The following is a 12,746-nucleotide window of genomic DNA, read 5'->3' as shown; positions in this document are numbered from 1 at the left end:
CGCGTTGAATGCTCGGGCCACCGGGAACGCAACGGGCCCGTCGTGAACGGGCCGGATCGGCAGCCCCGGCGGCACCGATTCGGGGGGCGGGTCGAAGTCGCTCACTGCAGGCTTTCGAACGCGTCGATCTGCTCGCGGGTCACCGTGAGCACGTCGGCCCCCGCGTGCACGCGCCGCTCCCAGTCGATCGTCCATGCCACGGCATCGCGGAAGCTGAGCCGGCCGTGCCAGCCCAGTTCGCGCTGTGTCTTGGAGGTATCGAGAGCGAGCAGGTTCGCCTCGTGCGGGTGATTGTCACCGTCGAGGTCCCAGTGCGCGCCGCCGCCCCAAAGCTCGGCCGCCAGCGTGGCCACTTCGCCGACCTCGACGAAGCTGTCGGGGCCCGGCCCGATGTTCCACTGTCCCAGGCCGGAACCGGCCAGCAGCGCATCGGCGACGGTGAGGTAGCCGTTGAGGCAATCCAGCACGTGCTGCCACGGCCGCACCGCGTGCGGAAACCGTAACCGAGGCGCCTCGCCGCGCGCGAAGGCGGCCGTCAGGTCTGGCAGGAGCCGGTCTCGACTGGAGTCGCCGCCGCCGATGACGTTGCCGGCGCGGGCAATAGCGGTGGGAACGCCGGGGAAGCTGCGGGTCCAGGACTGGACCAGCAGATCGGCCATCGCCTTCGACGCGCTGTAAGGATCGTCGCCACCGAGAGGGTCGGTTTCGACGTAACCGGCCTTCTGGTTGTTGTTGCGGTAGACCTTGTCGGTGGTCACCACGACGTGCGCACGCACCGACGGCGTGGCCGCGACGGCCTCCAGCACGCTGAGCGTGCCCATGGCGTTGATCTCGTAGGTGTCCCGCGGCTTGCGGTACGACTCCCGGACCAACGGCTGGGCGGCCATGTGCACCACGACATCCGGAGCCGCCGCCGACAACGCCGCCGCGGTCTCCTCCGCGTCACGGATGTCCAGCCGGAAGTCGCAGGCAAGCTGGTCCGCGAGCGCCGCCCGCTTGAACAGGCCGCCCTCGGGCGGCTCCACAGCGGCCACACCGGATACCCGGTGCCCGCGGCTGAGCAGGAGCAGCGTAAGCCAGGACCCTTTGAACCCGGTGTGTCCGGTGACCAGGTAGTGCACAGGGATCTCCTCACGTGTGTGGCTGACTTTCACATAGTAAACCAGAAGTTGCTCAAATGAGCCCTATACATCCATAAAGTACGTGATAACCTAGTCCAGGAGGGTACACGATATGACAATCCCGGGCATTACCGCAGAGCAGCAGGATACTGCGCCCTACAACCACCACCCGGTCTCCGCCGCCGCGCGCACCGCCGGCCCACCCACAGATAGGCAGCCCACCATGACCACCCCACCGACACCGACACCGACACCGACACCACGGAACCACCAGTCATGAAAGCCGTACTGCTGGCCGGCGGCCTGGGCACCCGCATGCGCGAAGAAACCGAATTCCGCCCCAAACCCATGGTCGAAGTCGGCGGCCGACCCGTGCTCTGGCACATCATGAAAATCCTTGGCCACCACGGCATCAACGACTTCATCGTGTGCACCGGCTACAAAAGCGAACACATCAAAAGCTACTTCGCCAACTACGGCGTAGCCAACCTCGACTTCACCATCACCCTCGGCGACCAATCCAGCATCCGCCACCACGGCTCACACGACGAATTCAACTGGCAAGTCACCGTCGCCGACACCGGCCTGACCACCATGACCGGCGGCCGCATCAAACGCATCCACAAATACGTCGGCAACGAAACCTTCCTATGCACCTACGGCGACGGCATCGCCGACGTCAACATCAACGCCCTCCTCGAATTCCACCGCAACCACGGCAAACTCGCCACCGTCACCGCCACCCAACCCATGAGCCGATTCGGCGTCATCGACCTCCACCAAGACGGCGTCGTCGCCACCTTCCGCGAAAAACCCAAAACCGAAGACTGGATCAACATCGGCTACTTCATCTTCGAACCCGAAATCTTCGACTACCTCGACGGCGACGACACCGTCCTCGAAGACCAACCACTCCTCCGACTCGCCAAAGACGGCCAAATCGCCGCCTACGCCCACCACGGATTCTGGCAACCCATGGACACCTACCGCGAATCCCAAGCCCTCAACAACCTCTGGAACACCGGCAACCCACCCTGGAAAATCTGGAACTAACCCCACCCCACCAACCACTCACCCCGCAAAATGGGGAATGGGGTGGGCCCGGGCCGACGATCTAGCGGGCTCCGTACAGCCGTTCGATGAGGCGAAGGGCGAGTACGACAATCATGAAGGTGGAGTTGGCCTGGCCGGATGTCACGAACACCGAGCTGCTCACAACGTGGACATTCGGGACACCGTGGACGGCGAGATTTTCGTCGACCACGCCCTTCTCCGGATCCTTTGACATGCGGGTGGTTCCGACCTGGTGGAAACCGCCGCCGGTACGCGCGCGCACCGCCGCGGCGAGGTCGTCCGCCAGATACTCGAGCCGCCCGACGCCGCTGGCGCGCAGGTAATCGTCCCAGTGCCTGTGCGCCGCCAGTACGCCTTGGATGTCTTCGTCCGTGAATCGGATATCGATGTCGAGTTTCGGCATGCCGAGGTCATCAACGTCATCGGCGAGCGTTACGCAACTCTCGTAGTGCGGCAGATGTTCGGCGTGGTACTGAAAGGGGTAGCGGTTCGCGGCGTTGCCGACGAAGAAGCCCGGCGGCTTGCGGCCCCTGGCGAACACCCGCTTGATGCCGAAGTCGACGAAGAACTTTATCGTTTGGATCGGTTGCCGCAGCACATTACCAAGATGCGCCCACACCGACGATCGCGTTGCCATCCCGTACGGCGTCCCCGGGATGTTGGAACCGGTCAGTGAAAGCCGTTGCGCGGTAGGTGCGAACAAGAATCCCAGGGGCGAGATCAGCGCCAGATACGTCAACGACAGGTGCGCATTGCGGTGCGACGCGTCGGCCAGCTCCGGATTGGCGATCCATCCCGAGATATTCGGTAAGCCGTGTTCGAGCAGATAGCTTTCGGTGAAACTGAATCTGCGCCGGACGTAAGAACCGTCGACATCGCGCTCGTACCAATAGATCGTGTCGTCGACGGGCGTCGTCAACACCAGATCTGCGATCACACCCTCGAGATGGGCCATGTACCAGTGACCCAGCTGACCGGAATGGTCACCGATGCTTCGGCCTCCCCGGCCCGGCGAGCACATCAGCAATCGAGCACTTTCCAATCCGCCCGCCGCCACGATCACGTTCTCGGCGGCGACGGTGAACGAGTGCCCCCAAAGCGTCTTGCATTCAATGTCTTTGGCACGATCTTCGTCGTCATCGAGGTTGATCCGCACACAGGTCGCGTCGGTAATGACCTTGAGGCCGGCCGCATCGCGGAGATCGTCGAAGTACACCTTGCCGAAATTGGTTGGAAGCGACCAGCGTTCGAGCGACGACGTGCAAACTGCGCCGTCCTCGAGACCCGCGATCATGTGCCGGGGCAGGTGGTCGAGCTCGCTGACGTTGAAGATCGAGCGACCGCAGAGCATCCATTGGCAGGCCGGTTCGAAATAGCACTGCAGATCCTCGTAGGTGACGGGCCAGGTAGAGCCCGGCACGATGTCGCGCTCGGCGAAGTCGATGCGGTCATAGGGAACGCACCGCCCACCCCAGATCGAAGACGTACCGCCGAGCTGGCGGCTGATCGCCAGCTCGACCGGTGCATGCACGTCGGGGTGCCGTCGATGAGCAACCGACAGCTTCTGATACTCGGGGCTTGGTTTGCTGTTCCCGGTCTCGAGGAGGACAACGTCGACACCCCTCCTCGCCGCCTCGAGCGCACAGACGATGCCCGCCGGCCCTGCCCCGATCACGACCAGGCCCGCTTCCAGGCACCCGCCGTCCGGAATCTCTCTCGCGGAGACGATCATCGCGCCGCCCGGGTACCGAGGCATTCATTGCGGATCATGCACGCCACCTGGGCCTCGTTGCGGAGGGGGACATGCGCGCTCGCGTAAGCCATTTCGAGGTGTTTGATCTTGGTCGACGAGAGCAGCACCGTTCCGCCCCGGTTGTGCCTCACCGCGTCACGCACGAGCAGCCTGAGCACGCTTTGCGGATCCGCAAGGTCCGCATCGAGCAGCTCGCTGCACTGCTGCCGGAACTCCGGCTCGCGACGCAGAACACCCTGTACGCGCGGTAGCGTTCCGGAAAGGAAGCCGAAAGTTATCAGTGGCCGAGTCTGCTCCGGCGGCGGTCCCCAATATCCGGCGATCAGATCGTAAGGAAACTGAAGCGCGGACGCCCGCGCGCTGAGGTCGGCCAACAACGCGTCGTCCCCGCGTGACAGGTCACCGGCCGGTCCCCAGTATCCGATCACGCCCCGGCTGCGTTCAGTCTCCAAGTAGTCGACGACCTCGTTGTAGTCATGGCCCAGCACGCCGGCCGGTTCGTGCAGCAGGAAGTAGTCGATTCGCTCGACGCGCAGGGCCCGCAGGCTCGACACGAGCGCGCGCCGGGCGGTCGTCACCGAGTAATTCCGGCGGGTGTAGAGAACGCGGCCGACAGCGCCGGCTTCGGGCGCGGCACCGGATTGCTTGACTTTGGATTTCACCGCGGAGGACGTCTGCAGTATTCGGCGGATCGGGGGCTGGACCAAACCGGCGAGGTGGCCGATCACCGTCGGCCTCATGCCGAACTTCGTCGCGATCCGGATATCGGGATGTGTTTGGGCAAAATCCGCCAACTCGGTTTCCGCCAGGCCGAGGCCGTAGATGGGCGCCACGTCGAAATGTCTGATCCCGAGGTCGTAGGCAGATTCCAAGACCGCACGGCGCTCCCGCCTTCCGGGCAGGCCGTACAGGCTTGCGCAGCCGAATCCGACCGCATGGCCCCGCGACGCGGTCGACGGTTCGGTCGAGGGAGAATCGGTCATTGTTCTGGTCCTGCCCAATTGCGCATCCCGGCAGAGGGCCGCGGTGTGTTCTTGGCCGATGAGCCGCAGATGTGGGGGGCACCCCCGTCCCCGGATGCGTCCGCCTCACACGTCTTGGCGGTTCCCCGATACGGGACCGAAGCCCACCAATTCCGCAGAACCGATTCGGCGAGCTTTCCCCGTAACGCGTGATCAAGCGGGCCGTAAATCCCATTGTCTGTCCACCACGACCACCAGAATGCCCCGGCCCACCAGGGCTGGCCGCTGAACGTCGAGAGCAACGCCTCATAAGCGGCGGCCTGCTCCGGCTGGGAGGGTGTTGTGCTGTATTCGTTGTTCCAGGGCTCCACCGCCGCACCCACCAGGCTGGGATAGCCCGCCTCGGTGAACAGGATCGGGCGCCCGACTTGGACGGCGAACGCCGACATTTGGTCCCGAATCGGAATCCACGCCGCCTCCAGCGCCGAGACATCCGTCGTCGGCCTGGTGCTCAACGGGAAATAGGCGTCGACCCCAACGAGATTGAGCTGATCCCAAAATGACACGTTGCGGTATTCGTCGACGGTGGCCGCATAGACGAGCGGACCGCTGTACAAGGCTTTCACGGCCTTGATGACCGTCAGCCACGCGCTCTGATCCGCGGAACCCGTCATGGTGGCCAGCTCGCAGCCCACCGAGAACTCGTCGATGCCTTTCTGCTGGGCGATAGCGGCGTAGTGGGTGATCATCGATTGGTAGGAGCTGAACCAGGCCGCGCGGTCAGACGGTTTGATCGCCCAGCGGTTTGTGCCGTCCTGGGGGTCGACATGCGGCTTCAACAAGATCTTCAGGCCTTTGCTGCGGGCGAGGTCGATCTCTGTCAGCAAAGCGGCGTCGGTGACGCTGTACGCAACGTCGACATTGCTCGACGTCGCTGTGGCCATCCGCCATGTCGGGGTGAACTGAATCCAGGTGGCGCCGAGGCCGGCGATGTCGCCGGTCGCTTGCGTCGCGGCCGGCCCCTCATAGCCTTGAACTTTCCATGTCGGCAACACCACCCCGCGCTGTTCGAACGCCCCGCTCCGCTCGCCGACTGTCACCATAACCGCATCGGCAAACGGCAGCGCAAGCGCAGCGATGACGAAACCGGCGATGATCGGGCGCAGGTGCGGCACGTTCCATCGGCGGCGTGGAGAGCGAGCGCGATGCTTTCCCTTAGGCACCGTAATTCCCAAGGGCACAGACTATCTCAGGGATCTCTGGTTGTTGGCCGCGGCGACTTTGCTCCGCGTCCGCGGCCTGCCGATCCGACGACTTCCGCGCCTTCTGGATGGTCGGCCAGAAGCATGCCGCCTCCAGCAGCGTCGCCACGCCGAACGCGATGCCGAGGCCGGTCACGGCACCAAGCTTGAGTCCGAGCTCGGCACCGCCGAGTTCCAGGACCGCGCCGAGGGTCACCGCCAGGGCGGCCTTGCCCAGGGCACCCTGCGCCCGGCGTACGGGGATGTAGATGAACTTGATTGCGAGGGGGAACGTGCAAGCCGCGAGGGCGATAAAGCAATCGCGGGCCTGTGCGTACCCGGGACCGAAGATTGCCAGGAGCGGACCTGCCAAGGCGGCAGCTCCCGCGGCAGCGAGAACGGATACCACCCCTGACAGCCGCAGCGCGGTGCCGAGCCCACGCCCGAAGTGGTCGCTGTTGCCATGGTCGAGGGTCAACATGGCGGTGGACAGATGGCACGGAACGATCCAGACGACGCTCACCAAGAGAAGAGCCGCATAAAAACCCGCGTTGACGTCGGCGCCCAGCTGGGCGGTGACCATGATCGGCAGAACGAGCGCCGGGGTGTGGGTGGCGACGTTGATCCAGTGATAACCCGCCCCCGAACGCCACAGCGGGAAGAATCCCCGCAGGGACGGCGCCGTCTTCAGCCATTCTTGCGGAGCCTTGGTTCGCAGCCCGAGGGCCAGCAACGAGACGAGGTTTCCCAGCAGCCAGACCGAGAACACGATTTGCGGCGACAGGCCGACGGCAAAAGCCGCGATGGGCAGCGCGACGAGTTTGACGAGTGAGAACACCAGATTGCGTGACGTCTGCCGCCCGGCTCGTTGGACTCCGACCAGCGCGCCATCCAGGATGATCGTCACCGTCGTCAGGGCTGTGCCGACACCGAAGAGCGCTATGCCGCCCGGCGTGGCGTAGAGCCATTCACCGGTCTTGGTCGCGACGTGATTGACGACGGCGTATGCCGCCGCGATCGCGAACGCCAAAGCGCCGGCGATTCCCAGGCTGGTGACGACCAGACGCTTCACCTCGGCACCGTCGCGCCTCGGAAGTTCGGCGATCAGCAGGATGTGAAAGCCCAGCGTGCAGAAGGTTCCGATGAGCTGCATCGCAGAGAGCACTGCGGACGCGCGGCCGACGACCTCGGTGGTGGTGATGTGGGCTGCGAGGGCCCAGAACGCGAAGCCCAGTCCCGCGGTCAAGACGGTCGTGCTGAAGAGCGCCAGCGCAATCGAGATGACGCGATGTCCACCGGACTTCGAAGCGTTGCCACGCTCGAGCAGAGGACCAAGCCACCGCTTGTGTGGGATCTGCGCCGCGCGACGGAGCGCGCCCACGCCGTCACCGCCGGACAAACCACACCGTCCTGTACGGAGGGTCGGCCACGCGGCCTCGATACACGGTGGCCAGTGGTTTCTCGCCGCCCACGGAGAAGTCCCGGGTCCACGTCTGGTTCGGAGCGAGCGTGACGTGATGCGTCGTCACCTGCAAACCGGTGTTGACGACGACGACGAATTCCTCACTCGAGGTCTCATGACTTTTCATACCAAGCACAGCACCGGTCGCACCAACCGGAGAATGTTCGGGGCCGTCGGGGAGGAACCACACCTCGGTGAAAGGCGTTTGCCCGTGATGCGAACTGCTGATCGACACGACGACAGCCGCGCCCAGCGCGACCACCGAAGCGCAAACTTTGACGGCCGAGGCCCGGCTCAGGCTCAGGCTCGGAAAATCGCCGGGCTTCCACTCCAGCGGACCGCCTGCGCCACGCACACGCGCCACCGCATAGGCGATGAGCGTCGTTGCGAATGCGTACGTGAGCCAATTGAACCGCACCAGCCCTGAGGGAAGGATATTGATGATCAGGCCACCGACGATCCCCGTCCCCAACGAGCAGGCGACGATGGCGGTCAATCGCGCGACGCCGTTCACCCGGCTAGGCAAGATCGCGCTCGCGCCGGCGACCCCGGTCAGAATGAAACACAGAACTGTGCCCGCCGCATTCGAAAATTCACGAGGAATGAATGGCAACACGGACACGCCGTAGCACACCAGCGCCCCCAACAGGACGCAGTCGATCTTACGCAATTTAGTGTCCATAAATATTCTGCATCGCTCGTAGGTCGTAGAAATGGTCGTAGCCCGAATCATAGATTCGAGATATTCCGGCAAGATTGTCGAACTTGGCCAGATTGCCCGCGTATAGGGGCGATTCCCTCGTTCCGGCCATGACATCCGATTTGAACAGGTATCGAGTAACAGGAGCCTGTTGGGCCATTCGCGTGTCCACGTCCAGGTACGTGGCCAGCAGGCCACCGATAAGCGCAGAGTCCTCCGGGGTGAGGCGGGTGGTGTCATAAAGCGAGCCCGGGCCGGCGATGGGATCCAGCTCGGACAATGAGGACACCAGAACAAGCGACGTGACGTCGCCGAAGTAACGGGCACCTGCCGGCAGATTCTTTGCCGCCCATTCGCCCCTGGCCGTGCCGACGCTGTCTATTCCACTTACGTAACCGTCGACCAGGAACGGACCCGGAAGCCGCTGCCACCACTGCGGCAGGCCGGTGGTGATCGAGTGCAGCAGCAGCACGATGGCAATCGCCGTTGCGGTTACCTGGCCGCTCGGCATCGGCACTGACCTACCGCGGCGGGTGGCCGCAGTTGTGACGAGACGGTCCAAAACCACGGCCACCGCCAGGGCGGTGAAGATCGAAAAGTACGTGAGCGAACGGATCGCCAGCTCGGCGCCGTCCGGGTGCTCTCCGTTGGGCGGGGAACCGACAAAGAGGCGTATCACAATCATCAGCGCATACAAACCGGGCGCCAAGCAGATGAATAGCCGCTGCAACGGCGGCAGGGGGCGCGCAAGACGAACGCTCACCGCGAGCAGTACCAGCATCAGCGCGACGCCGCCCGGGTTGCACAGGCGGTCGACGAGCGGGATCGCGAGGCTTGTCGGCAGCTTGCTCTTTCCGTCGGCCTTCCCGAGCTGCGCCAGGCCATTGAGGATTTGCGGCCCCGCATCCCCGAGGTAGTCGGCGGTGGCGGGTGCGACGAAGAACATCCAGCATCCAACGACGAGCGCCCCCGCCCCGGCAGAGACCGCAAGACGCCGTGCCAGGTCGCGGGTACTGGCGAACAGCGATGTCGCCAGTGCAATGCCGGCCAGAATGGCGACCGTTGCCAGCGCCGTCGCGTGATGCGTCATCACGGCGATCGCGACGCAAGCCAACATGCCGGCGAGGCTCTGATGGCGTCGGCGCTCATGCGCCGCGAAACGGATTGCAAAGAAAATCGACAGGGCCAGGAACGGCAACGCCACATTTTCGTAGATGAATGATGTGTCGAAATAGTGGATCTGCGGGCTGAGCAAATACAGTATTACGCCGATGCACGCCACGCGCGACGACCGAGAAACCTCGCGAAAGAGAAGTAGGACAGCCGCTGCGAGCAATACGTGCGAAGCACTGGCGATGACGACACCGGCGACGAATGTGCTTGCCGACGACACCTGGACCAGCTCGGCAGTGACATTCTCCATGCCCGGGTACCAAGGGCTGATCGGCAGGTCATGATTCGTGTGGAAGAGATGATGCGTCCGCAGGGCGTTGAGAAGCGATCCCAAATGCTGCAGCTCATCGCACCACTGGAACATCACTGGGCTGTATGCCCACCTGATCGCGGACTGGGCACCGGCGTACAGGAGCACCAAGACTTCGCGCTCGCGAGCCGACGTAGACGCTTTCAGTACGCGATAGACGACGAAAGCGAATATGAGCACCTGGCCGGTCCAGAACAAGGGGGTGCCAAAACTGGAACTCGTCCTCGAGCGGGCATAGGCCAGAGCTACGAGGAAGACGCCGATCGAAACGACAAGCAGGGCGTCGGGGATGCCGTTGCGGGCCTCTTTGCGGCCCGGGTCCAATGGGCTTCCGCCGGGCCGAAGGGCATCAACATCACCGGCACCAGGGGGAGGCCCGGCCAGCTCGATGCTCGCCATCAAGCCGTCACTTGTTGCTCGGCGGCGAGATCGCTCACACCAGGAACGCGATCGCACTCGTAGCTACACATCTCGAGAGTTTTCAATCCGCTTGTCGCGCAAGGCCGATAGACATCCGGTACATTGACGCGTCCCCTGCGTGTCACGCGTCGGCCGGCGCGTGCCCGTTGGTCGGCACGTAGATGACGGCCGCCTGGTATCCGGGCGGCGTGCTTCCGTTTGTCGGAAATCCGGCGGGTATCGGCGGATATTTCGGTTTTGACGCGGCAACTGCCGGGTCGGCGGCGGGGTATCCGGCGGCCGGCGGGCGCGCCACCACCCTGAGGCGCGACCCGTATTTCGCCGCAGCAGCGCCCGCGACCGCGCCGGCGCCGGCCGCTACGGCCTCCCGCGGTAGCCCTGGGAACATGAATGGGAAACCCAGCCCGGCGCCGACATCCAACGGCACAGCCGCGGCGGCCGGCATCCCCAGCGGAACCGATCCCAACGCCGCCGGCAGACCCGCCGTGGCCCAGCCCCAGCTCGCCGGCACCGACAGCCCCCCGACCTCAGCCGCTTGCCCCAGGCCGGCCAGGCCGCCCAGGCCTGCAATGTCGCCGACACCGGAGCCCAACGCACCCTGTGCTGCCGCGGCCGCGCTGTCGGCGGCCGCCGCCGCAGCGTCGGCTGCGCCCGCGCCGGCGGGGCCGGCGGCGCCGGACAGTGCATTACTTATCGGCGTACCCATGAGGGGTCCGAGTGCGCCTTCCGCCACGAACATGCCAAACCACGCCGGGACGGTGGCGTAGCTTGACGCGATGCCTCCGAGCGAGAAACCGGACGACGAAAGCCCGCCCAGGAACCCCCCGGTCGAGGACGACGCGGATGACCCGCCCAAGAGATCACCCAGGATGCCCGAAACTCCCGATGTCGACGCGAGGGGCGAGGTGAGGCTCTGTAGCGCCCCGGAGAGGCTGGAAATCAGCTGGGACAGGACGGACTGCACCCCGGTGCCCGTCGAAGAACCGACGGCCTGGGCGCTCGCGGCCCCCTGGGCGGCCAACCCACCGAGGTTGGTGGTGTCCGGCGCCGCGGTGAAGGGCACCACTTGTGCGGTGGCTGCCGCCGAATTCGCGGCGTAGCCGTACATCGCCACGGCGTCCTGGGCCCACATTTCGGCATATTGGGCCTCCGTGGCCGCGATCGCCGGCGTGTTCTGACCGAAAAAGTTCGTCGCGACCAACATCATCAGCAGTGCGCGGTTGGCCGCGATCTCCGGCGGCGGCACCGTCATCGCAAACGCTGCCGCGTAGGCGGCCGCCGCGGCGAGTGCCTGGCTGGCCGCCAGCTCAGCCTGCTGGGCGGTCGCGCCCATCCACGCCACGTAGGGTGCGGCTGCAGCCGCCATCGCCGTCGCCGACGGACCCACCCAGGGGCCACTGGTGAGCGCCAAGACCACCGACCCGAAAGACGATGCGGCGGACTCCAATTCGGCGGCCAACCCGTTCCAGGCGCCTGCGGCGGCCAGCATCGACCCCGCGCCTGGACCGGCATACATCCGACCGGAGTTGATCTCCGGCGGTAACGCCCCGTAATCCATGCTGAAACCCCTGCGACCTCAGAGGACCGCGGCTGCGTTGGCAGCCTCGGTGGCCGCGTAGGAACCCGCGCTGGTCGCCAGGGTGCTGACGAACAATTCGTGAATCGCGGTGGCCTGGGCGCTCACTTCTTGGTACATGACACCGTGCGCGGCGAACTGCGCCGCCGTCAGTGCCGACACTTCGTCGGCGGCAGCCGGGACTACACCGGTCGTGGGGGCTGCTGCCGCCGTATTCCCGGCGGCCACTGCAGCGCCGATGCTTTGCAGCTCTCCGGCCGCCGACGCCAGCATCGCCGGCAGGGTGGTCACGAACGACATGTTCTCCTCCTCCTAACGGAAGCAGGCCCCTAAGAGGCGGCCGCGACTACCGCGGTCCAGGGCGCCACTCCGGTGCGTATACTGACTATGCACCTTGAGGGCAATAATACATACTCTTTGTCATATCGTAAACCGATCTGGTGACTTGTGGTCTCTTTTAGGGCATAAGGCATGCGGAAGTCCGGGACGAGGCCCGTAGAACAGACTGCCGACACGGCGCCGCGGCGAAGGGCCGCTCGGCGGCCGCGCCTCGACACGGGCAAGGGGCCGCAAGCAACAGCGATCTGGGCACGACCCGGTACCGTGTCGCCGCGTCCGGCCCGGCCATTGGTGGTGCACGCCGGCCAAGCCTTTCGACACCCGGCGCGGTTCACGCGAGGGCACCACCTGCCGCGTTCAGGCCGCCGTTCGGCGCGTTGCAAGGAAATCAGGGCTTGGACGCACCGGCTGCAAGCCGGGCGTCGGGGGCCCAACCAGCCGATCTGCGACCGGGCGGCCGCCTAGGGTCGGACGACGAGGCGCCCGGGCCGGCTGCGCCGAACGGGGTTGAGCGTCGGGGACAGTTATCGCTCGTCCGTCCAGAGTTGTTCGGTCAGATTTTCGAAGGCGACCAACACAACCGGGTCGTCCCGCCGCAGCAGCGCCGACCTGCTC

General features: G+C 65.1%; 10 protein-coding genes. 1 reads left to right on the top strand and 9 read right to left on the bottom strand.

Annotation, left to right across the window (positions count from 1 at the left end; translation table 11 throughout):
• Positions 1–101: 101 nt before the first annotated feature.
• Entirely contained in the window at positions 102–1,121 is a 1,020-nt protein-coding gene (rfbG, locus tag A5705_RS24335) for a CDP-glucose 4,6-dehydratase (protein ID WP_067877884.1), read from the bottom strand.
• 276 nt (positions 1,122–1,397) lie between these two features.
• Here rfbG and rfbF point away from each other — a divergent pair, with 276 nt between their 5' ends.
• Positions 1,398–2,174: a glucose-1-phosphate cytidylyltransferase gene (gene rfbF / locus A5705_RS24330; protein ID WP_067877628.1), complete on the top strand. Its 777-nt coding sequence runs from the start codon at positions 1,398–1,400 to the stop codon at positions 2,172–2,174.
• Between the two features lie 61 nt (positions 2,175–2,235).
• On the opposite strand, the gene A5705_RS24325 is transcribed toward rfbF, so the two are convergent.
• From A5705_RS24325 to A5705_RS24290, 8 genes are all read right to left on the bottom strand, one after another.
• Entirely contained in the window at positions 2,236–3,927 is a 1,692-nt protein-coding gene (locus A5705_RS24325) for a GMC oxidoreductase (protein ID WP_068280590.1), read from the bottom strand.
• The gene (locus tag A5705_RS24320; protein ID WP_068280487.1) at positions 3,924–4,931 is read right to left on the bottom strand and encodes an aldo/keto reductase; all 1,008 of its coding nucleotides are present in this window, start codon (positions 4,929–4,931) and stop codon (positions 3,924–3,926) included. The genes A5705_RS24325 and A5705_RS24320 overlap by 4 nt, the downstream gene beginning before the upstream one ends.
• Complete coding sequence (locus A5705_RS24315) at positions 4,928–6,085, bottom strand: hypothetical protein (protein WP_068280484.1); 1,158 nt, start codon at positions 6,083–6,085, stop codon at positions 4,928–4,930. Before A5705_RS24315 ends, A5705_RS24320 begins: the two co-directional genes overlap by 4 nt.
• A 40-nt stretch (positions 6,086–6,125) precedes the next feature.
• The gene (locus A5705_RS24310) at positions 6,126–7,550 is read right to left on the bottom strand and encodes a lipopolysaccharide biosynthesis protein (protein WP_068280481.1); all 1,425 of its coding nucleotides are present in this window, start codon (positions 7,548–7,550) and stop codon (positions 6,126–6,128) included.
• On the bottom strand, positions 7,537–8,295 hold the full coding sequence (locus tag A5705_RS24305; RefSeq protein ID WP_156738334.1) for a hypothetical protein: 759 nt from the start codon (positions 8,293–8,295) through the stop codon (positions 7,537–7,539). Before A5705_RS24305 ends, A5705_RS24310 begins: the two co-directional genes overlap by 14 nt.
• Positions 8,285–10,195 carry a glycosyltransferase family 39 protein gene (locus A5705_RS24300; protein ID WP_156763214.1) on the bottom strand — a complete coding sequence of 637 codons (1,911 nt, stop codon included), beginning with the start codon at positions 10,193–10,195 and terminating at the stop codon, positions 8,285–8,287. The genes A5705_RS24305 and A5705_RS24300 overlap by 11 nt, the downstream gene beginning before the upstream one ends.
• Before the next feature lie 142 nt (positions 10,196–10,337).
• Positions 10,338–11,774, bottom strand: a complete 1,437-nt coding sequence (locus tag A5705_RS24295; protein WP_068280478.1) for a PPE family protein — start codon at positions 11,772–11,774, stop codon at positions 10,338–10,340.
• Positions 11,775–11,792: 18 nt separating this feature from the next.
• Positions 11,793–12,092 (bottom strand): PE family protein, encoded by a 300-nt coding sequence (locus A5705_RS24290; RefSeq protein WP_067877658.1) that lies wholly within the window; start codon positions 12,090–12,092, stop codon positions 11,793–11,795.
• Between the last annotated feature and the right edge of the window lie 654 nt (positions 12,093–12,746).

Origin of the sequence: Mycobacterium sp. E787, from assembly GCF_001668725.1 — a bacterium.
In the GTDB taxonomy this organism is placed as follows: Bacteria; Actinomycetota; Actinomycetes; order Mycobacteriales; family Mycobacteriaceae; genus Mycobacterium.
This window is presented reverse-complemented; position numbering and strand designations above follow the sequence as displayed.